At 39.4% G+C, this 21983-nt stretch carries 17 protein-coding genes; 8 read left to right on the top strand and 9 right to left on the bottom strand.

The features are described 5' to 3' along the window. Positions 1–24 precede the first annotated feature (24 nt). The 8 genes from zapD to AC27JP_RS04240 form a co-directional block, all read right to left on the bottom strand. A complete protein-coding gene (gene zapD, locus AC27JP_RS04275) occupies positions 25–771 on the bottom strand; it encodes a cell division protein ZapD (protein ID WP_487112390.1) in 747 nt (248 codons plus the stop codon). 91 nt (positions 772–862) lie between these two features. Next, complete coding sequence (gene coaE, locus AC27JP_RS04270) at positions 863–1468, bottom strand: dephospho-CoA kinase (RefSeq protein ID WP_487112388.1); 606 nt, start codon at positions 1466–1468, stop codon at positions 863–865. A 35-nt stretch (positions 1469–1503) separates the two neighbouring features. Next, complete coding sequence (locus tag AC27JP_RS04265; RefSeq protein WP_487112386.1) at positions 1504–2385, bottom strand: prepilin peptidase; 882 nt, start codon at positions 2383–2385, stop codon at positions 1504–1506. A 131-nt stretch (positions 2386–2516) separates the two neighbouring features. Next, on the bottom strand, positions 2517–3773 hold the full coding sequence (locus AC27JP_RS04260; RefSeq protein ID WP_487112384.1) for a type II secretion system F family protein: 1257 nt from the start codon (positions 3771–3773) through the stop codon (positions 2517–2519). 176 nt (positions 3774–3949) lie between these two features. Continuing rightward, positions 3950–5656, bottom strand: coding sequence for a type IV-A pilus assembly ATPase PilB (gene pilB / locus AC27JP_RS04255; protein ID WP_487112383.1), 1707 nt, complete (start codon positions 5654–5656; stop codon positions 3950–3952). Positions 5657–5766: 110 nt separating this feature from the next. Then, positions 5767–6246 (bottom strand): pilin, encoded by a 480-nt coding sequence (locus tag AC27JP_RS04250; RefSeq protein ID WP_487112381.1) that lies wholly within the window; start codon positions 6244–6246, stop codon positions 5767–5769. A gap of 499 nt (positions 6247–6745) precedes the next feature. Continuing rightward, complete coding sequence (nadC, locus tag AC27JP_RS04245) at positions 6746–7633, bottom strand: carboxylating nicotinate-nucleotide diphosphorylase (protein ID WP_487112379.1); 888 nt, start codon at positions 7631–7633, stop codon at positions 6746–6748. Then, entirely contained in the window at positions 7634–8155 is a 522-nt protein-coding gene (locus AC27JP_RS04240; protein WP_487112377.1) for a retropepsin-like aspartic protease family protein, read from the bottom strand. Between the two features lie 71 nt (positions 8156–8226). Between AC27JP_RS04240 and ampD the strand changes: the two genes are divergently transcribed. The 8 genes from ampD (at position 8227) to AC27JP_RS04200 (ending at position 18681) form a co-directional block, all read left to right on the top strand. Beyond that, on the top strand, positions 8227–8823 hold the full coding sequence (gene ampD / locus AC27JP_RS04235) for a 1,6-anhydro-N-acetylmuramyl-L-alanine amidase AmpD (protein ID WP_487112375.1): 597 nt from the start codon (positions 8227–8229) through the stop codon (positions 8821–8823). 57 nt (positions 8824–8880) lie between these two features. Next, positions 8881–9759 (top strand): beta-lactamase regulator AmpE, encoded by an 879-nt coding sequence (gene ampE, locus AC27JP_RS04230; RefSeq protein ID WP_487112373.1) that lies wholly within the window; start codon positions 8881–8883, stop codon positions 9757–9759. Between the two features lie 467 nt (positions 9760–10226). Further along, positions 10227–11003 (top strand): pyruvate dehydrogenase complex transcriptional repressor PdhR, encoded by a 777-nt coding sequence (gene pdhR, locus AC27JP_RS04225; RefSeq protein WP_487112371.1) that lies wholly within the window; start codon positions 10227–10229, stop codon positions 11001–11003. Positions 11004–11109: 106 nt separating this feature from the next. Then, entirely contained in the window at positions 11110–13785 is a 2676-nt protein-coding gene (gene aceE, locus AC27JP_RS04220) for a pyruvate dehydrogenase (acetyl-transferring), homodimeric type (protein ID WP_487112369.1), read from the top strand. 18 nt (positions 13786–13803) lie between these two features. After that, a complete protein-coding gene (aceF, locus tag AC27JP_RS04215) occupies positions 13804–15462 on the top strand; it encodes a dihydrolipoyllysine-residue acetyltransferase (protein WP_487112367.1) in 1659 nt (552 codons plus the stop codon). Positions 15463–15723: 261 nt separating this feature from the next. Continuing rightward, entirely contained in the window at positions 15724–17154 is a 1431-nt protein-coding gene (gene lpdA, locus AC27JP_RS04210) for a dihydrolipoyl dehydrogenase (protein WP_487112366.1), read from the top strand. A gap of 301 nt (positions 17155–17455) precedes the next feature. After that, positions 17456–18187: a hypothetical protein gene (locus AC27JP_RS04205; protein WP_487112364.1), complete on the top strand. Its 732-nt coding sequence runs from the start codon at positions 17456–17458 to the stop codon at positions 18185–18187. A 152-nt stretch (positions 18188–18339) separates the two neighbouring features. Beyond that, the gene (locus AC27JP_RS04200; protein ID WP_487112363.1) at positions 18340–18681 is read left to right on the top strand and encodes a hypothetical protein; all 342 of its coding nucleotides are present in this window, start codon (positions 18340–18342) and stop codon (positions 18679–18681) included. 109 nt (positions 18682–18790) lie between these two features. On the opposite strand, the gene AC27JP_RS04195 is transcribed toward AC27JP_RS04200, so the two are convergent. Further along, positions 18791–21598 (bottom strand): bifunctional aconitate hydratase 2/2-methylisocitrate dehydratase, encoded by a 2808-nt coding sequence (locus AC27JP_RS04195; RefSeq protein ID WP_487112361.1) that lies wholly within the window; start codon positions 21596–21598, stop codon positions 18791–18793. Positions 21599–21983: the final 385 nt, after the last annotated feature.

Below are 21983 nucleotides of genomic sequence, written 5' to 3'. Positions count from 1 at the left end.
CGGCTAGCGGCTAGTCGTTTGCTATTAACAGCGAGCCAGTTGAAATGTTATTGCCTGTTTAGCGTATTTTCTCCCAGACTCCTCACAGGGCAGCATAAAGCGAATTGAATAACGAAAGCGGTTACCACTAATGGTAGGATAGCAGGCTACACCACATGGGACTTTTATGCGTAATAAAATCAAACCTTCACCGCTATCTTGATAAAAACCACTTTCGGATGCGATAGTTTCAAATTTAGCCCGTTGGCGCACAAATCGTAAAATCAATTTAAGCGCGTCGTTTATCTGTTGTAAGTGAGCAAGCCATTGCTGGCATTCTTGTTCGACTTGCTTTGTTGGTTGGTTAAGCCAAAATTGCAGTTGAGGTAAATCAAAGTGTGAGTTTCCACCTTGGATGGCGAAACGTTGTTTAAGTCCGATCAGAAATTTATCGTCTTTAAGTTTTAACCAATGTGGAGAGGCTTTCTTGAGCTGGCTAGATAAGGCAACCGTGTTGCTTAAATTCTCTTCAATGACTGCACTGTCAACATCAGGGATTTGTGACCAAATGACAAGATTTTGCTCAAGCTTTTCTAGATCTTTTATCATATCGCCACGAATGTCATTGCGCTCTAAGGTATCAAGAATAGCAAAAATCGATGAAAAGAAGGTATTGTGACTGGTAACAATACTATGCTGTAAACAATCCGATGTTTGAGTGAATAGTTGCTCAAGTTTCAAATAGTTACGTATACGCTCGTTGAGCGGATGTTCATATAGTATTGAAGTCATTAGCTAGCAAAATTGATGATAATGTCTTTATAGTAACCATAGCAAACTAAAATGGCGAATTTTTTATCAAAAACACGAATTTATCGATTATTTAGTTTTGACAATAGTTGAGATATTGTTGATTTAATTGCATAACTTGTTGGTGAATTTCGTCTAGACTGGCATTGTTATTGTCGATAATATCATTGGCAAAACTGCTCCGCTCTTGTCGTGACATTTGGCTGGCAATGATACGTTGAACTTCTTCACTTGAACTTGGGTCTCTTGCTATGGTTCTTGCAATCTGAGTTGGTTGGTCAATATCAATGACCAAAACGCGGTTAACGAGTTTATGTAAACCGTTTTCCAGCAAAAGAGGTGCAACGAGAATACAATATTCACTACGGGCTGTGGCAAGCTGACTAACCATCTCTTGGCGTATTAACGGATGCAGTAAGTTATTTAACCACTGTTTATCATCAGGGTTGCTAAAAATGCGGGTCCTTAATTTTGCTCTGTCTAGTTGTCCTTGCTGAGTGATATAGTCAGCACCGAAATGCATCTCAATTGCTGCTAATGCAGCACTGTCTGGTTCTACTACTTCTCTAGCAACGACATCGGCGTCGATAATATCAATACCTAATTTGGCAAATATATTACTGATGGTTGTTTTGCCGCTACCGATACCACCGGTTAAGCCTATAATATATTTAGACATACATTGCTTCTCTACGAAAAAATCTGCTTATGTTATTACAGATAACTTAAATACCAAGCCCAGATGCCATTGCCCCACAGTAACGTGATCCAGCCGGCAATCGCTAAATAAGGACCAAAAGGAATTGCTTGTTCACGTTGATGATTTTTAAACACCATCATACTGATCCCTATAATTGCGCCAACAGCTGATGCCATTAATATCAGCAAAGGGAGTAATTGCCAGCCTATCCATGCGCCAAACACGGCAACTAGTTTGAAATCACCATGTCCCATGCCTTCCTTACCAGTAAGTAATTTGAATAGCCAAAACACGCTAAATAAACTCATATAGCCAGCCACTGCACCAATTACTGAATCGCTGAGCGGTACTATGGCACCATCAATATTGACCAATAAACCAAGCCATAGTAGTGGAAGTGTGATCTGATCTGGCAACAACATATGATCAAAATCTATCAAAGTTAAGCAAATGAGCCCCCATGTTAATATCAAAAGAAACAGCGTGGTATACGTAACACCATAGTGCGCCGCAATAACGGCACTTAGAATTGCTGTCGCTGATTCAACTAAGGGATAGCGAAACGATATTTTTGCGCGGCACTGGCTACATTTTCCACGTAAAACTAGCCAACTAATTACCGGGATATTTTCATAGAAGCGAATTTTGTGCTGACATGAAGGACAACTTGAACTAGGTTTCGAAAGTGTCATTACCTCTTCAGCCTTGTCAGTATTGTTTTTTGCTAATTCATCAGCTAAAAATTCACGGCACTCTCTTTTCCAACCTTGTTCAAGCATTTTGGGAAAACGATAAATAACCACATTGAGAAAGCTGCCGATCATTAAAGAAAAAACAAAAGTAACACCAAAGAAAAATGTTTGGTTATTGTTCATTAAGGAGATGAAATCAGTCAAAAGAAAAGCCTTGATAATTAATGTGAGTTAGTTCCGCCTCTACTTAGGCAGCTTATGCTATTTTATCGCATTAAAAAACGATGGCCAGCATCGTTTTTTAATTTCAAGTCAATTATGCTAATAACGACATACTATACAACTTGGCCAATTTGGAATATCGGTAAATACATCGCAATAATTAAACCACCAATTACTACGCCGAGTACAGCCATTATCATAGGCTCTAACAAGGTTGTTAAATTGTCTACTGCGTTGTCGACTTCTTGTTCATAAACCGTCGCCACCTTTGACAGCATATCATCAACCGCACCTGACTCTTCTCCAATAGCCACCATTTGAATAACCATATCAGGAAATATCGCACAATTCCGCATGGCTAAATTCATTTGCATACCCGAGGTGACTTCAGCACGAATTTCTAAAATGGCATCACGAAAAACGGCATTGCCAGAAGCGCCTGCAGCAGATTCTAATGCATCAGGAAGCGGTACACCAGCAGCAAAAGTAGTTGATAAAGTTCTAGCATAACGAGCAACCGCAGCTTTTTTCAAAACATCGCCAACAACGGGAATTTTTAATATTTTTTTGTCGACACTATCGCGAAAACTTAAGTTGTTCATATGTGCTTTTTTAAATAAATAGCCAGCGAGAAATATTCCTGCTAAACCAAAGTACCAGTAGGCTTGCATAAATTCAGAAATAGTAATCACTAATTGCGTAAATGCCGGCAGTTCCGCGCCAAAGCTGTTGAAGATATCTTGAAAGACTGGCACCACAAAAATTAACAAAATAGCAGTCACAATGAAAGCGACTACAAGCACTGAAATAGGGTAGGTCATAGCTTTTTTAATTTTTGCTTTTAATGCTTCGGCTTTTTCTTTATAGGTGGCAACACGATCGTAAATAGTTTCTAATGCACCTGATTGTTCGCCGGAGTTGACCAAATCGCAATACAAATCATCAAAATAGGCTGGATGCTCACGTAAGCACTCAGATAAGGGGATACCGGATTGTAATTTATTGCCTATAGTGCCTAATAACTTTTGCATATTGCCATTATTATGGCCGGAGCCTATCATTTCAATAGTTTGCACTAAAGGCACGCCCGCACCTAACATAGTTGCTATTTGGCGAGTTACAACGGCAATATCGGCTGGTAGAATTTTCTTATCGCCACCTAAACCAAATAATGGCCTGGCTTTTTTACTAATCTTACCTGGTGTGATGCCCTGTTTACGTAATTGAGCTTTTAACTCTAGCATGCTGGTGGCATTCAGTTCACCACCAACCTTTTTCCCCTTACGATTTAGCCCTTGCCACTTATAGACATCAAGTGCTTTAACTTTACTTTTTTTGTCTTTGGTTTTTAGTGTGGAAGAAACAGCCATTTGTTCACCCTAATTTTATAGTATATTAATATTGTTAGTGTTATTGGTGAGTTCTGTCTAAATATCGATATTACACTTAGCTTATATCTATTCTCTTAGCTTGGCAATTTTACTGAATATCTTTGTAGTCAGGTTTATTGAAATCTCAAGTTGCCTTATTGACGTTAATTTTAGGGTTAGGCGTTTGTTACACGATTAATTTCTTCTAGGCTCGTTACCCCTAATGCAGCTTTTTCTAAACCTGATTGGCGCAAATTGTTGTAACCCTCTTTTTGACACTGTGCCGCGATATCAAGTGAGTTAGCACCACTCATAATTAAATTAGCGGTTGTTTCGCTAATCTTAATTACTTCATAAACACCTACCCGACCTTTATAACCACCGGTACAGAGATCACAACCGACAGGTTTGTATAAGGTGATATCATTAATTTGTTCTGGTAAGAAGCCCTGTTGTAATAGCTCACTTTCAGGAATAACTTCTTTTTCTTTACATTGAATGCACAGTCTACGCGCTAATCGTTGTGCGATGATGATAGTAACTGAACTAGCAACGTTATAGGAAGGAACACCCATATTCAATAAACGAGTCAGTGTTTCGGCTGCGGAATTGGTATGAAGTGTTGATAATACTAAGTGACCAGTTTGCGCAGCCTTAATTGCTATTTCGGCGGTTTCTAAGTCTCGAATCTCACCCACCATAACAATATCCGGATCTTGACGTAAAAATGAACGCAAAGCGCTGGGGAAGGTTAAGCCAGCTTTGGTGTTAATTTGTACTTGGTTGATGCCTTCTAAGTTTATCTCTACTGGGTCTTCCGCCGTTGAAATGTTACGTTCGTCGGTGTTTAAAATATTTAAGCCCGTATAAAGAGAAACGGTTTTACCTGAGCCTGTCGGCCCTGTCACTAATATCATACCTTGTGGTTGGGCAAGGGCGTCCATATAAATTTGTTTTTGTTCAGGTGCGTAACCTAACATGTCAATGCCTAGCATGGCACTTGAAGAATCAAGAATACGCATAACTATTTTTTCACCCCACATAGTCGGTAGGGTACTGACACGAAAATCGATAGACTTCTTTTTAGACAAAGCAAGTTTTATACGGCCATCTTGCGGCACTCGTCGCTCTGCAATATCAAGCTTAGACATCACTTTTAAGCGCGCCGCCATACGCGAGGACAAGGCGACAGGAGGTTTAGCAACTTCAGTGAGTATGCCGTCAATGCGAAAACGGATACGGTAAGACTTTTCATAAGGTTCGAAATGTAAGTCTGATGCACCTTTACGGATGGCATCGAGTAATATTTTGTTGATATAGACAACGATTGGCGCATCTTCTTTATCGCCACCACCAACATCATCCTCTTCTTTACGCTCTTCTTGTACATCAATGCCTGCTAATTCTTCTGCATCCATATCCGATATGTCAAGAGCATCACTGTCTTCTTCCAATATTTTTTCAATGCAAGTTGCTAGAGCTCTTTCGTTGGCAAGAACTAACTCTGTAGAAAAACCGGTATTGAATTGAATTTCTTCTAAGGCGTCTAAATTTGTCGGATCTGACATGGCAACGAATAACACTTTGCCACGTAAGAACAATGGCAAGGCATTGTGCTTGCGCACCAGCTTTTCGTTGCGGACACCGTCGGGAATTAGAGATATATCGAAATTAGTTAAATCGATTAATGGGTAGCCAAAACTTTTGGAGAGAATGTCAGCAATGCTTTCTGCATTTAAGCCTTTATCTTCAACCAAAAATTGAACGAATGGTTTTTTTTGGCTAAGGAAGTCAGCACTAATTTGTTCAATATGCTCAATCGAAACAAGTTGGTGTCTTGAGAGGGCAGATAAAACGCTAGATTGCTGGTGAAGTCCTTTCATAACACCTTGGTGTGAATAATATTTATTGAATAAACTAAGTGTAACCTAATTTTTATTAGAAAAACAAAAAAAGCTCCTATAAGGAGCCTTTTTGTTTTTCTAGTGCATCATTAACAAAGATTTACACCCGCACAGCTGCCGCCTTGGTCCCACGTGATTGCTGAACCTACTACCGTACCAGTTAATATATAAGTGTATGCTGTTGCTCCATCATCTCCAAACTCTGCTTCTGAAGTTGCTGTAATAGTAATTAAAGCTGCAGCTCCCGCAATAGCAACTGTATCTACAGCATCACCATTTGCCCATCCATTATCAGCACCATCATTGCCATCCGCCGTAGTATGGCAGTTCCCAGCTGCTCCGCCGTTAGTTTGTACGCAGACTTCTACGGCAGTTTTTGCTGGAGTTGTTGCTAGAACAATTTCAGAAAACTCTGCTCGTTGCGCATAAGTATTATAAGCCGGTAATGCCACTGCTGCTAAAATACCGATAATCGCTACTACGATCATCAATTCAATAAGGGTAAAACCTTCAGCTTTTTTCTTCATAGTTAAGTTTTGTAATGTCTTTTTCATAATTTGTAATTCCATACATTATTACGGGGGCTGAATTGATACTGCGACAAAATTTGCCAAATGTAAAACATTGTGTCGATTTTTTTTTATTTTTTTAGACTTTTTTTACAAATTCGATGACTTTTTCACTATTTAACAAAATATTAACCCTAAGTTCCCGTTATGGTTAGAGTTAAGTATAACCTGGTCTCGGGATAAAAAAATGCTACAGCAGTGCTATTAAAACCTATTTCTACGTTGTTCAAGTTGCCAATAACACGTTATTGGACACACTAATACCTTGAACGAGACATAAATACCACTACTGTAGATTGAGTGTTGATAATGCTTTGAAGATAGTTATTTTTTTCATTCTCATTATCCCGAGTTCGGGTTATATACAAAGAATGTAGGGTTAAATAGCTTGTTAGTTATGGGCTTGGATGTGTAATTTAGATTATCTTGAGAAATGTATATGGGCACTTAAGGTTATTGTGCCCGTAACAAAGTCCTGTGTCTTAATTGACTATATTTTTTAAACAAAACGCATTGATAAATCAACGGCATTTACGTGTTTGGTAAGTGCGCCCACTGAGATGAAATCAACCCCAGATTTTGCGTAATCCTTCAGGGTGTTTAAAGTCATATTGCCTGATACTTCTAACTTGGTTTTGCCTTGAGAAATTTCAGCGGTGAGTTTTACCGCTTGTTCGATCATCTCAGTAGTAAAATTGTCTAGCATAATGATGTCACTACCGGCATTTAATGCTTGCGTTAATTCATCGATATTTTCAACTTCAACTTCAACGGTTTTATCGCCATGGTTAATACGTGCGGTGCTAATGGCCTTTTCAATACCGCCACAGGCGGCAATATGATTTTCTTTAATTAAAAAAGCATCAAATAAGCCAATTCTATGGTTAACGCCGCCACCGCATGTTACTGCGTACTTTTGTGCACTTCTAAGGCCGGGAATGGTTTTTCTAGTATCGAGTAATTTAGTTGCCGTACCTTCAAGATGCTTAACATAGGTGCTAGTGACAGTTGCTGTGCCGGAAAGGCTTTGTAAAAAGTTTAAGGCGGTGCGCTCACCAGTTAATAAAATTCGAGCATTGCCTGATAACTCAAATAGTGTGGTATTGGCCTTTACGGTTTGACCATCGTTAACAAACCAAGTTATTTTGGTCTCAGCTTGGTAGATGTCGTCCAGCTGTTTAAAAACTTCACTGACCCAAGCGACACCACAAATAACACATTCATCACGGCTAATAATATTAGCAACGGCTTGATTTTCAACAGGGATTAATTCTGCGGTGATATCGCTGCTATTCGCCAATTCGTCGTAGTTATTAACGCCTAAGTCTTCGCATAAGGCCCATGTGATGGTTTTGGTGATATCGTTCTGTAGTGATACTGGTAACATCTAAAATTGCTCTCGTAAAATAAGTTGCTTTCCGGTTTGGCGGAATTCTACTCTTTTTAAGGCGCTCATGCCCAATAGAATTTCATCTGCATCCATACTCGGATTAATATGTGCCGCGACATTATACAGGTAGATATTACCAATGCGTAATTCATTTATCGTCGTTTGGTATACCGAGATACTGCCATTTGCTGTTTGAACGCGATACTTGTTGCCCGCTTGCAATGATAATTTGTCTGCAATATGTGCTGGAACCGAAACTTGTGTGGCGCCGGTATCGAGTAAAAAAGTGACTTTAGTATCATTAATTGCACCTGTGGTGACATAATGTCCTTGACGATTTTGCTGTAAGATAACTTCGGCTTTACCATTACTTTGTAATGATACTTGAGGGTCTTGATTCGGATTGTATTGGCCGTCTAGTAGATCTTGAAAAACAAAAACTAATAAAGCGATACCAATAAACCAGGCTATCCATACAAAGCTTTTGCCAAAACTTGTGCTGACGTCTTTATTACTCATATTGGTCCAAATATTAGGTTAACAGCTTGTTCTAGTACGAACTTTACTATGTAATAGCTTAACAATAAATAATGAGTGAACTATTGTTGTCAATTATGCAAAGCCAACAGAAAAATTTTCCCAAGTTAGCCATTGAAAATGGTTGGCTGAAGAATACTGAAATTCAAAAGTCTAGTCATTTTGAGCCGAGAAATGCTGGGGATACTGTTAGTTTATTGGTTGTGCATAATATCTCACTACCCCCTGGGCAGTTTGGTGGTAACCACATTACTGATTTTTTTCTCGGTAATTTAGATCCCTCAGTAGACCCATTTTTTGAAACTATATATAAAGTGCGAGTATCCGCACATTGTCTAATAAGGCGTGATGGCCAGATTATTCAATATGTATCCTTTGATGATAAAGCCTGGCATGCTGGCGTATCGGCATATAAAGGCCGAACACATTGTAATGATTTTTCAATTGGGATAGAGCTGGAAGGAACGGATGATATTCCCTATACTATAGAACAATATCAGCAACTTAGTGCCTTAACTAATCAGTTAATGATTTCTTATCCAGAGTTAAAGGGTAATATTACTGGTCATTGTGATATTGCGCCAGAGCGTAAAACAGATCCTGGGCCATCATTTGATTGGTCGTACTTTCGTAAATTTATTGCGAAATAGAGTTTAGATAACACTTTATTTCTATTTTTTATTTTAATCTATGTTGGATAAAGAAATATGAGCTTAATTAGTTTATTGATTGCCCTAGTTGCCGAGCGCTATTTATCTTCAAGCACTTGGCAGTTCAATACCTTCTATCAAAGATACCTTGGTGCTATTAAACAAACTAAAGTATTTGCTGACTTTCGCCGCTCGATTGGCATGTCATATGCTGTTATTTTTCTTCCCGTTTTGGCTTGCTATTTCTTAATGGCGGAAATTGACAATGTCCTTTTACATTTAATCGCCTCAACATTAATTTTAATTGTTTGTTTTGGTTGTATGAAAACCCGCGAGGCATACAAAAGCTATTTGGTGTCAGCGTTTAAAGGTGAAATGACCAGCTGTGAGTTACACCATATGCAATTACATCAAGATAAGAATATAGCCAACATGGGTTTTGGACAAACGCTAGTGTGGCTAAATTATCGTTATTTTATCGCAGTAATGCTGTTTTTCGTTTTGTTTGGTGCTGCAGGTGCACTTTTTTATCGTTTATTAACGACGGTAAATGAATATGGCAATAACTCAGAAAAGCAAACTGAGGAGTCAAATGACACTGTTGCTGAAGTTGATGACGCGCAACAAGATGTCAGCCAAGCGAATCAGCAACTATTATTTTGGGTTGATTGGTTACCTGTGCGCTTAGTTGCTTTTGGTTATATGTTTGTTGGCCACTTTTCGAAAGCCATGCCGGTGTGGTTAGAAAACTTATTTGAATTTGAAAAAGCGCCAAGTAAAGTATTGATCGCGGTTGCTGAAAAGTCAGAAGATTTTATGGTTGATGCTGATGATTGCACCTTAGAGCCGTGTTTATTGGTTAAACTGGCTAAACGTACATTACTGTTATTTCTCGTGGTTATTTCAGTACTCATTTTAACCGGTATTATTAACTAGTTAATATTTCTTACGGCCTATGTTTTGCTGGCGAATATAGGCTGCTGAGTTAAAGTAAAGAATTACACGACTAGCAGGTAATATTTTACATTCGCTGTTGTCTTTTTTCTTAAATTGATGAAAGACAACGGTTGAGTGATTAAAGCTCGTATAACTTCACCCCTTAGTTAATTTCCATTTATTAAATTTAAGCTGTTAGTTCGCTTAACATGATCAGCTATTGCTAAGTTTACCTTTTACATCAATGTATCTCTTTCACTTTATTCATTTCCAACAATTTAATTCAATATAGAAAGGCATTTATCGTTGTCTTTTCTGTTCAAAAATCGACCGTTAGTTTACAACGCTGGTACTATTTGCTACATTATGACTCGTTATTTTAATTGGTCAGACCAATTTACCAGTTGAATGTTTGGTAAGTTGCAATGAATTTAGATACAAAATATCTGAATATTAAAGGGTTTTAAATGTCTATTCCGAGTATTAAAAAGCCGGTAAAACAAGCTAAGTTGTCTGATGTTATTCAGTCTCAGCTTGAGACGATGATCCTAGAAGGTAGTTTAAAGCCTGGGCAAAAACTGCCTGCTGAACGTGAGCTGGCCAAACAATTTGATGTTTCTCGCCCGTCATTACGTGAAGCTATCCAAAAATTAGAAGCAAAAAATCTGGTAACGCGACGCCAAGGTGGTGGCACTTACGTCAATGAAAATATTCTCGGTGGTTTATCCGATCCATTGTTTGCCTTGATGGCGAATAACAATGAATCACAATTTGATTTATTGGAATTTCGTCACGGTATTGAAGGTATGTCTGCTTATTATGCTGCTATGCGGGGTACACAAGCCGATTTTGATGAAATTCAGCGCAAGCATGACAATATTGGTAGTGCTCAACTGGAAGAAAACTATCGTATTGAAGCGGAAGCCGTTTTTGAGTTTTACCTAGCTATTTGTGCGGCCAGCCATAATGGCGTGATTTTGCAATTGGCCAATAGCATGGCACCGCTATTAATTGACAATATTGAACAGAATTTAACGATATTGGCAAAACGCCCCGATGTGTTTAGCCAAATATCAGATTATCGTACTCGCTTAATGAGTGCGATTATCAGTGGCAAACCTCAAATCGCTTGGGGCGCTAGCCATCGACATTTAGCCTTTATTGAAGAGGTGTTATTGAAAATGTCACAAGAAAATAGTCGTATGGAGCGTTCCATGCGACGAATGAAACAAGCAAAATTTTAGAATTTTTGAACATTTAAAACGAGTTGAGGATATCTGAGAAAAAGCGGCTATCTTTAAACCAACAATATTAACTAACTTAAACATAACAATTGGAGACTAAGTAATTATGTCTGAGCTCCCAAATTTAGATATTGATTCATTGGAAACCCAAGAGTGGTTAGAATCAATGGATTCTATTCTGGAAAATGAAGGTCCAGATCGCGCACACTTTATTTTAGAAAAATTGATTGATCGCGCTCGTCGCAGTGGTACGCATTTACCGTTCGATGCAAAAACAGCTTATGTAAATACTATTCCTCCAGGGCAAGAGCCACACATGCCAGCTGACCAAACCATTGAAGCGCGTATTCGTGCCGCAATTCGTTGGAATGCGCTAGTTTTAGTACTTCGTGCTTCGAAAAAAGACTTAGAGCTGGGCGGTCATATCGGTAGTTTTGCTTCTTCTGCAATGTTATATGATGTTGGTTTTAACCATTTCTTTAAAGCGGCTTCAGAAAAAGATGGCGGCGACTTTATTTTCTCACAAGGTCATATTGCTCCAGGTATTTATGCTCGTGCATTTATGGAAGGTCGTCTAACTGAGTCGCAAATGGATAACTTCCGTCAAGAATGTGATGGTGAAGGTTTATCTTCTTATCCACATCCGCATTTGATGCAAGACTTTTGGCAATTCCCGACAGTTTCAATGGGCTTAGGTCCACTACAAGCTATTTATACTGCACGTTTCCTGAAATACTTAACTGATCGTGGTATTAAAGATTGTTCAGGCCAACGTGTTTACTGTTACTTAGGTGACGGCGAAACAGATGAGCCAGAATCATTGGGTGCTATTGGTTTAGCGTCTCGTGAAGGTTTAGACAACTTAACATTCGTTATCAACTGTAACTTGCAACGTTTAGACGGCCCAGTTCGTGGTAATGGCAAAATTATTCAAGAACTTGAAGGTACATTCCGTGGCGCTGGCTGGGAAGTTGTTAAGGTTATTTGGGGTTCATACTGGGATGCACTAATTGCTCGTGACACTTCAGGTAAACTTTTACAATTGATGGAAGAAACGGTTGATGGTGAATACCAAAACTGTAAAGCGAAAGGTGGTAAGTACACGCGTGAAAACTTCTTCAATAAGTACCCTGAAACTGCGGCACTTGTGGCGAATATGTCAGACGAAGATATTTACCGCTTAAACCGTGGTGGTCATGATCCTGTTAAAGTTTATGCGGCATATAAAAAAGCGCAAGAAACTAAAGGTCGCCCAACAGTTATTTTAGCTAAAACCGTAAAAGGTTTTGGTTTAGGTGCCTCAGGTGAAGCACTTAACATTGCACACAATGTTAAGAAAATGGATGTTGAATCAATTAAGCATTACCGTGATCGTTTTAATATGCCAATTAGCGATGATGAAATTGCTGACTTACCATTCTACAAGTTCCCTGAAGACAGCGAAGAGTTTAAATACTTAAAAGCACGTCGTGAAGCATTAGGTGGTTCATTACCAGCTCGTCGCGAACAGGCAGAAGAGAGCTTAGAAATTCCACCATTAAAAGCTTTTGATGCTATTTTGAAAGGCTCTGGCGAACGTGAAGTTTCATCAACAATGACGTTTGTTCGTGTATTAAATGCCTTATTAAAAGATAAGAAAATTGGTAAGCGCATTGTGCCAATTATTCCTGATGAAGCACGTACCTTTGGTATGGAAGGTTTATTCCGTCAAGTGGGTATTTACGCTAACGAAGGACAAAAATACGTTCCTCAAGATGCTGACCAAGTGGCTTACTACCGTGAAGACAAAAAAGGCCAAGTACTACAAGAAGGTATTAACGAACTAGGCGCTATGGCGTCTTGGGTTGCTTCAGGTACTTCTTACTCAACCTGTAATGCGACAACTATTCCTTTCTACATTTACTACTCAATGTTTGGTTTCCAACGCGTTGGTGACTTAGCATGGGCAGCGGGCGACAGCCAAGCACGTGGCTTCTTATTAGGTGCTACGGCAGGTCGTACCACGCTAAACGGTGAAGGTTTACAACATCAAGATGGTCATTCACATGTGCAAGCGGGTTTAATTCCTAACTGTGTTACTTACGACCCAACCTACGGTTATGAAGTTGCGGTTATCGTGCGAGATGGTTTGCGCCGTATGTATGAAAATAATGAAAATATTTTCTACTACTTAACCTTAATGAACGAAAGCTACCAACACCCAGCAATACCTGACAATAAAGACGTTGCTGATGAAATTATCAAAGGTATTTACAAGCTTGAAACAGTGACAGCGAAAAAAGCGCAAGCTAATGTGCAATTAATGGGCTCAGGTACTATTTTAGAAAAAGTACGTGAAGCAGCACAAATTCTAAGCGCTGATTACGGTATTTCAAGTGACGTTTATTCAGTAACTTCATTCAATGAATTAGCACGTGACGGACAAGATGTAACACGTTGGAATATGCTTCACCCTGAAAGCAAGCCAAAGCAAGCTTATATTTCTACAGTAATTACTAAAGAAAATGGTCCTGCAATTGCAGCAACCGATTACATTAAAAACTATTCAGACCAAGTTCGTGCCTACATTGACACAGAATACCGTTGTTTAGGTACTGATGGTTTTGGTCGTAGTGATAGCCGCGCGAATTTACGTACTCACTTTGAAGTGAATGCTGCTTATGTTGTGGTAGCTGCGTTATTTGAATTGGCGAACCGTGGTGATGTTGAACGTTCAGTGGTTTCTGAAGCCATTAAACGCTTCAATATTGACACTGAAAAACTTAACCCACTTTACGCATAAGCGGTACGGAGAATTATTATGTCAGATAGTCAAAAAATTCTAGTCCCTGATGTTGGTGGCGAAGAAGTTGAAATTATTGAAATTTGTTTTGCAGTGGGTGACTCACTTGAAGCGGATGAAGGTATATTAACGGTTGAAACTGATAAGGCGTCAATGGATATTCCAGCACCTTTTGCTGGCACATTGAGTGCATTATTAGTCAGTGTTGGTGACAAGATTAAAGAAGGTGACGTCATTGCCGAAATGACACCTGCTGGTGAAGCAGCAAGTGCAGAGACTGTTCCTGAAGAAGACGTTGTTGAAGCTCCGGCGCCAGTGGTTGAAGAAGCACCAGTCGCTGCTGAACCAGCACCTGTTGCCGCAGTTGCAACCGCAAGTGCTGTAATCGACGTTGCTGTACCAGACATTGGTGAAGACGGCGAAGTTGATGTTATCGATGTGCTTGTTGCCGTTGGTGATGTAATTGAAGCAGAAGACGGCTTAATCACCTTAGAAACTGATAAAGCAACCATGGATGTGCCTTCTTCACATGCGGGTACGGTTAAAGAAGTGCTTATCAATGTTGGTGATAAAGTTAAACAAGGCTCATTGGTGATCAAGCTTGAAACCTCAAGTGGCGCACCGGTTGAAGTTGCTGCACCAGCCGCTGAAAAAGTTGTTGAAGCGCCAAAAGCTGCGCCAGCGCCGGCTGCTAAGAAATCAGCGCCGGTACCGCATCATCCACAAGCCGGTAAAGTTTCGTCATCGGGCAGTATCTATACGTCACCGTCAATTCGTCGTTTAGCTCGCGAATTTGGGGTTGATTTAACGCTAGTGAAAGGCACAGGCAATAAAGGTCGCATTTTAAAAGAAGACGTGCAGTCATATGTTAAGTATGAACTTTCTCGTCCGAAAGCGAATGCAGGCAGTTCAGTTGCTGCTGGTGAAGGTGGTTTACAGGTTGTTAGTGCGAAAGCGATTGATTTCTCCAAGTTTGGTGAAATTGAAACTAAAGCACTTACCCGTATTCAGAAAATTTCTGGACCATTCTTGCACCGTAACTGGGTAACGATTCCACATGTTACGCAATTTGACGAAGCTGACATCACAAATGTTGAAGCTTTCCGTAAAGAACAGAATGTTATTTGTGAAAAGAAAAAGTTAGGGTTTAAAATTACGCCACTGGTGTTTATTTTAAAAGCTGCGGCTGATGCATTACGTGAGTTCCCAACGTTTAACTCAAGCTTGAGCGAAGATGGTGAAAGCCTAATTTTGAAGAAGTACATCCACATTGGTGTCGCGGTTGATACACCAAATGGCCTGGTTGTACCGGTCGTACGTGATGTAGATAAAAAAGGTATTCATCAATTATCTCGCGAGCTGTTAGAAATCAGTATTAAAGCGCGTGACGGTAAATTGAAAGCAGCTGATATGCAAGGTGGCTGTTTTACCATTTCTAGTTTAGGTGGCATTGGTGGTACAGCGTTTACGCCGATTGTTAATGCGCCAGAAGTGGCTATTTTAGGTGTTTCAAAGTCTGAAATGAAACCTAAGTGGAATGGGACAGACTTTGAGCCTAAGCTTATGTTGCCATTATCAATGTCTTACGACCATCGTGTAATTGACGGCGCATTGGCAGCACGCTTTACTGTGCATCTATCAAATGTCATGAGCGATATTAGAACACTGATATTATAGTTAAACATAATTTGATATCTATCAGCGTTAAGTAGTAATAAGTGGGTAAAATGAAAGTTGTTTAGTTAATTTTCATTTTCGCCTACTTTTCGCTATTAATTGCTGATTAAAAGATAGCGATCCTTGTGCGGTTTAAGTAAAATTGCCGCCAAGACATATACAAAAAAGTGTTGAAAATGCTTGCGGTTAAACCCGTTTAACATCATTCAGCAAATATAGGCTGGCATAACCAGCAATAAATACATCAATTTTGAGGTTAGCATGAGTAACGATATTAAAACTCAAGTAGTAGTTTTAGGTGCGGGTCCTGGTGGCTATTCAGCAGCATTTCGCGCAGCAGATTTAGGTTTAGACGTAGTATTAGTTGAAAGCCGTGAAACGCTTGGTGGCGTTTGTTTAAACGTAGGTTGTATCCCTTCAAAAGCACTATTACATGTTGCTAAAGTGATTGATGATGCGGCAGCAATGGCGTCTCATGGTGTTACTTTTGGCGCACCTCAAATTGATTTAGATAAAATTCGTGACTGGAAAGAAAGCGTAATTGGCCAATTAACCGGTGGTTTAGGCGGTATGTCTAAAGCTCGTAAAGTTAAAACTGTGACAGGTTACGGTAAATTCACTTCTGATAAAACTATCGAAGTTGAAGGCGCAGACGGTAAAACAACCATTACTTTTGATAACGCTATTATTGCTGCGGGTTCTTCTGTAATCGACTTACCATTCATTCCAAATGACGACCCACGTGTTATTGACTCAACTGGCGCATTAGAACTTAAAGATGTACCGGAAGAAATGTTAGTGCTTGGTGGCGGCATCATTGGTTTAGAAATGGGTACTGTATACTCAGCACTAGGTTCAAACGTATCTGTTGTTGAATTTGCAGACCAACTAGTACCAGCTGCTGATAAAGATATTGTTAAAATTTACAACAACTACAACAAGAAAAAGTTCAACATTATGTTGTCGACTAAAGTTGTAGCAGTTGAAGCAAAAGATGACGGCTTATACGTTACTTTTGAAGGTAAAAAAGCACCAGCAGAGCAAGTACGTTACGACAAAATTTTAGTTGCTGTTGGCCGTAAGCCAAATGGTCACTTAGTTGCTGCTGACAAAGCTGGCGTAAATGTTGATGAGCGTGGTTTCATCAATGTAACTAACGAGCTTCGTACTAATGTACCTCACATCTTCGCTATTGGTGATGTTGTTGGTCAACCTATGCTTGCGCATAAAGCGGTACATGAAGCACATTGTGCAGCTGAAGTTATCGCTGGCAAGAAACATGTATTTGACCCACGTTGTATTCCTTCAATTGCTTATACTGATCCAGAAATGGCTTGGGTTGGTGTTACTGAGCGTGAAGCAAAAGAGCAAGGTTTAAACATTGAAGTTGCTAACTTCCCGTGGGCTGCTTCTGGTCGTGCAATTGCCTCTGCGCGTACTGAAGGTAAAACTAAGATGATCTTCGAAAAAGAAACTGGTCGTGTTCTTGGTGGTGCTATCGTAGGTATTAACGCTGGCGAAATGCTTGGTGAAATCTGTTTAGCCGTTGAAATGGGCGCAGATGCTGAAGATGTTGGTTTAACTATTCATGCTCACCCAACATTAAATGAATCAATCGGCTTGGCGGCAGAAATCTTTGAAGGTTCAATTACTGATTTACCAAATGCTAAAGCCGTTAAAAAGAAAAAGTAATTTCTATTTTAGCTAACGTTTTACGTTAACTTGTTAAAAAGCCAGCTAATTTGCTGGTTTTTTTATGCATAAAATTTTTGTTATAATTCTCTACTAATTATCTCTTTTCAAAAAAATGAGATGTGTTCAAAATTTAATCTCACTTTGCTATCGGCTATTTATCAATTCTTTATCATTTCTTTGCTATGTCTAGGCTCCCCCCTTGTAGGAATATTATTTCTAGCGCTAAGTTAAACAAGCTTACTTAATAAAATATTTTTTGAGTGGCTTGTAATAAACATAATTTAAAAGGAATAATAAAATGTTAAAAACAACTTTCTCAGCAATTACTGCTCTATTAGTGTCAAGTGTATCATTGGCGAATGAAGTAGTGGCAAACCCAGCGTGGGATTTAGATCGTTTAGACCAAACGACAACGTCGCTAGATGGACAATATGTAAAACCACCGGTGAATACTGAATGTAAAACCCTACATGTGGTGACTCTTGAAAATGATACCCCGGCATTAGAGACACTGCTTCAAACTGCTCTGCATAGCTGTGTGGGTTTGCAATATCATTTTGTTGGAACTAACGGGGCGTCAATTTCTATGCTTAGCAATAAACTTGATGAAATAGCAAGTTCTGCACCAACGGGTGATGTCGTATTAGTGAGGTTAGCAAGCTCTTATAATAGCAGTTTCAATAGTAGCGTAGATAATCTATGGAATTCAGGCAAAATGGTTGTTGTTACTGCGGGGGCACAGAATGGAAATTCTTGTAACTATTCTCCTCAATCTGCCAGTGGTGTATATGTTATAGGTGATACTTTAATCAATGACATGAAAGTTAGTAACTCAAACTATGGCTCATGTATTGATGCCTATGCTCCTGCTAGTTTTGAGGGCGCTGGGGCTGCAAATACTGCGGCGACAATGGCAAATTGTGGTGCTGCAACAGGTGTAATAGACCCAACTTACATGCGAGGTCAAATGACAGCAAAGGGCACTACCAATACGGGCATTACTATTGTGAACAATACTTGGTGTCGTTAGTCATTCATTGATTTAATCAACTCTCCCACTTTTTAAGGCCAGCTAAACAGCTGGCTTTTTTCAAATTGACGATAGGAAACAACACCTTTGTAAAGCTATACTTGCTATCATTCGTGACAGTAGCTTCATTTTTGCTTAATAAGGAAATTCGAATGGTAAGAAAATTAATCTGCTTAGGGTTTGTGCTGACCTTGGCCGCATGTGCTAGTAATGTGAAAACCGTTAATGGCGCTTCACAATGGGATTTTGATCATCAAGTGCAGTTTAAGCAAACTGATTTGAAAAATGGCAATTACCACCTGCAAGTTATTGCTAAGCAAGATACCGAGTTTAGTAAACTTGCCACTTTCTTAATGCGTAGGTCTTTACGTATCTGTAAAAGTTATGGTTTTAAAATTGAAGTGTTAAAAGGCGTTGAACGCTTTGATGATAAGTTGTCATTCCCAAATATGATCATGCCATCGCTATCTGCCAATATTGAATGCCCGCATTAATAGTATTTTTAGTCTCAAATAAAAAAGGCGACTTATTTAAAATAAGTCGCCTTTTTCCTGTCTAACTTTCATTTAAAAAGCAGGCGTTTCCTACTTGATAAAATGGTTATTATACCACTTTAACGGGTACTGCTTGAGCGGTGTACTTAGTGGTCATCTCTTCTGTAGGAGGAGTAAACTTAGTTAGGTCGATACCTTCAACTGCACTCTTGTATTCGTCCATAGTCGGGAAACGACCTAGAACAGTTGAAAGCACAACTAAAGGAGTAGAACCCAGTAGTGACTCACCTTTTTTCTCTGCAGTATCAGCGACAACACGACCTTGGAATAAACGCGTTGAAGTAGCAATAACCGTATCACCAGGTTCAGCTTTTTCTTGGTTACCCATGCATAAGTTACAGCCTGGACGTTCAAGATACATGATGTTTTCGTACTTAGTACGTGCTTCGCCTTTCGGTTTAGCATCGTCAAACTCAAAGCCTGAGTACTTAGTCAGAATATCCCAATCACCTTCAGCTTTTAATTCATCAACAATGTTATACGTTGGTGGAGCTATAACAAGTGGTGCTTTAAATGATACGCTACCGTTTTGCTTTTCAATGTTACGTAACATTTGTGCGATGATTTGCATGTCACCTTTGTGTACCATACAAGAACCAACGAAACCTAAGTCTACCGGCTTGTCGTTGTAGTATGAAACTGGGCGAATAACATCATGGGTGTAACGCTTAGATACGTCATCGTTATTGACATCAGGATCAGCAATCATTGGCTCTTCAATTGCGTCAAGATCTACAACAACTTCTGCGTAGTACTTAGCCGCATCATCTGGTGCTAGTGCAGGTTCAGTGCCTGATTTAACTTCTTCGATACGTTTGTCAGCTAAAGCAATTAGGCCTGCTAAGGTACCGGCTGCGTTTTCCATACCTTTGTTGATCATGATTTGAATACGGCTCTTAGCCAATTCAATAGACTTGATCAATGTTTCATCGTTAGAAATACAAATTGAAGCTTTTGCTTTCATTTCTGCAGACCAATCAGTGAAAGTAAAGGCTTGATCAGCCATTAATGTACCGATATGAACTTCGATAATACGACCTTGGAAAACGTTCTCGCCACCAAACTGCTTAAGCATTTGCGCTTGCGTTGAGTGCACAACATCACGGAAATCCATGTGGCCTTTCATGTTACCTTTAAAGGTAACTTTAACGGACTCAGGGATTGGCATTGCTGATTCACCAGTCGCAAGTGCGATAGCAACCGTACCTGAATCGGCACCAAAGGCGACACCTTTTGACATACGGGTATGTGAGTCACCACCAATAATAATAGCGCGGTCATCAATGGTGATGTCATTCAATACTTTATGAATAACGTCAGTCATTGAATGGTAAACACCTTTTGGATCACGTGCGGTGATTAAACCAAACTTGTTCATGAATGCCATTAATTTAGGGATATTTGCTTGCGCTTTGCTATCCCAAACTGATGCTGTGTGACAACCGGATTGGTAAGCACCATCAACAATTGGAGAAATAGTAGAAGCAGCCATGGCTTCTAATTCCTGACATGTCATAGGGCCAGTGGTATCTTGTGAACCAACAATGTTTACTTTAACACGAACGTTTGAACCGGCATGTAAAGGCGAGTCAGATACAACACCAACCGCGTTACGGTTAAATATTTTCTCTACCGCTGTTAAGCCTTGACCTGCATGTGAAATTTCTTTTGAAGCTGCATATACATTTGCAGGTTTTACACCTAAAGCTTCTGCAGCAAATGTTTGTAGTTTCTTACCGAAGGTAACGGCGTACGAGCCACCTGCTTTCATGAACTCTTGTTTTTGCGGAGTAAATGCAGAAGAAACGTCAACGAGTTCTTTGTCACCGTTGTATAGCTTCTGTGCTTTTGTGTCGATAGTTAATACTGTACCTGTTGCTACAGAGTAAGCTTCTTCTAGAACTGCATCACCGTTTTCATCAACTACCGTGTTACCGTTAGCATCGACTTTCTTAACCCAGTTTTTAAGGTCAAGACCAATACCACCAGTAACATCAACCGTGGTTAAGAAGATAGGAGCGATACCGTTAGTACCTGCTACAACTGGCGCAATGTTAATGAATGGAACGTAAGGACTTGCTTGCTTACCGGCCCAAAGTGCTACGTTATTTACACCTGACATACGAGAAGAACCAACACCCATAGTACCTTTTTCAGCGATAAGCATGACTTTCGCGTTAGGGTGCTTAGCTTGTAGCGCTTGAATTTCTTGTTGCGCTTCTGGTGTGATCATACATTGGCCGTGTAATTCACGGTCAGCACGTGAGTGAGCTTGATGACCAGGAGATAATAAGTCAGTAGAGATATCACCTTCACCAGCAATGTAAGTTACAACATCAATTTTTTCCGCAATATCAGGTAATTTAGTGAAAAATTCTGCTTGTGCGTAGCTTTCTAAAAGATCTTTGGCAACGGTATTACCTGCTTTGAAAGCGTCTTCAAGGCGAGCTGTGTCAGCGTCGTATAAGAATACTTGAGTTTTTAACACGTCAGAAGCTTGTGTCGCTAAATTAACGTCGTTACCTAATGCTAGGTCAAGTAGTACTTCAATTGAAGGGCCACCTTTCATGTGTGAAAGTAATTCAAAAGCAAAGGTAGGAGTGATTTCTGCAACAACTTCATTTGCTAAAATAATTTCTTTTAAGAAGGCAGCTTTAACACCAGCAGCACTAGTTGTACCCGGAAGTGTGTTGTAGATGAAGAAATTTAACGAATCAGCACGGTGCTCGTTTGCTTGATCTTTAATTTGCTCGATGATTTCAGTTAATAATTCGGCACTATCAATTGGTTTAGGCGCTAAACCTAGGTCATTTTTACGACTTTCAATTTCTGCGATGTAATCTGTATAAAGGCTCATTTGACACTCACTTTAACGATAAAATACTAACAACAAAGTCATTAGCCAGGATAAATATTGGCGCTATTTTACCTGATTTTAAAGCTACTATGAATCATTTGATTAAATAAACAGTATTCACATGATTTATACCCGATAGATGTTTTAATTATGTTGCTCATATAATGAGCGAGTCGAAATATTCATTGGCGATAATTGATTTTAAACATCGATAATTATCTGCATTTCTGGTCTATGCTTAGTTATAAAAATTGTGATTCACTCTAATCAATTAGTCGTATATCAATTGATTTACTCATTCGAGTATAATTTTACCTAACTTTTTAGTCTCAAATACCTAGCCTATTTTATTTACATGGACCTAAAAAAGAATGGTGGAATGTAT

This window comes from Colwellia sp. SU-HH01172, assembly GCF_057553355.1.
The sequence above is the reverse complement of the archived record's forward strand: the minus strand, read 5'-3'. Positions and strand labels throughout refer to the sequence as shown.

Bases quoted from the DNA above. Each gene is read 5' to 3' on its own strand.
- zapD (WP_487112390.1), bottom strand. From the start codon at position 771: ATGACTTCAATACTATATGAACATCCGCTCAACGAGCGTATACGTAAC.
- coaE (WP_487112388.1), bottom strand. From the start codon at position 1,468: ATGTCTAAATATATTATAGGCTTAACCGGTGGTATCGGTAGCGGCAAA.
- AC27JP_RS04260 (WP_487112384.1), bottom strand. From the start codon at position 3,773: ATGGCTGTTTCTTCCACACTAAAAACCAAAGACAAAAAAAGTAAAGTT.
- pilB (WP_487112383.1), bottom strand. From the start codon at position 5,656: ATGAAAGGACTTCACCAGCAATCTAGCGTTTTATCTGCCCTCTCAAGA.
- AC27JP_RS04250 (WP_487112381.1), bottom strand. From the start codon at position 6,246: ATGGAATTACAAATTATGAAAAAGACATTACAAAACTTAACTATGAAG.
- nadC (WP_487112379.1), bottom strand. From the start codon at position 7,633: ATGTTACCAGTATCACTACAGAACGATATCACCAAAACCATCACATGG.
- AC27JP_RS04240 (WP_487112377.1), bottom strand. From the start codon at position 8,155: ATGAGTAATAAAGACGTCAGCACAAGTTTTGGCAAAAGCTTTGTATGG.
- ampD (WP_487112375.1), top strand. From the start codon at position 8,227: ATGAGTGAACTATTGTTGTCAATTATGCAAAGCCAACAGAAAAATTTT.
- ampE (WP_487112373.1), top strand. From the start codon at position 8,881: ATGAGCTTAATTAGTTTATTGATTGCCCTAGTTGCCGAGCGCTATTTA.
- pdhR (WP_487112371.1), top strand. From the start codon at position 10,227: ATGTCTATTCCGAGTATTAAAAAGCCGGTAAAACAAGCTAAGTTGTCT.
- aceE (WP_487112369.1), top strand. From the start codon at position 11,110: ATGTCTGAGCTCCCAAATTTAGATATTGATTCATTGGAAACCCAAGAG.
- aceF (WP_487112367.1), top strand. From the start codon at position 13,804: ATGTCAGATAGTCAAAAAATTCTAGTCCCTGATGTTGGTGGCGAAGAA.
- lpdA (WP_487112366.1), top strand. From the start codon at position 15,724: ATGAGTAACGATATTAAAACTCAAGTAGTAGTTTTAGGTGCGGGTCCT.
- AC27JP_RS04205 (WP_487112364.1), top strand. From the start codon at position 17,456: ATGTTAAAAACAACTTTCTCAGCAATTACTGCTCTATTAGTGTCAAGT.
- AC27JP_RS04200 (WP_487112363.1), top strand. From the start codon at position 18,340: ATGGTAAGAAAATTAATCTGCTTAGGGTTTGTGCTGACCTTGGCCGCA.
- AC27JP_RS04195 (WP_487112361.1), bottom strand. From the start codon at position 21,598: ATGAGCCTTTATACAGATTACATCGCAGAAATTGAAAGTCGTAAAAAT.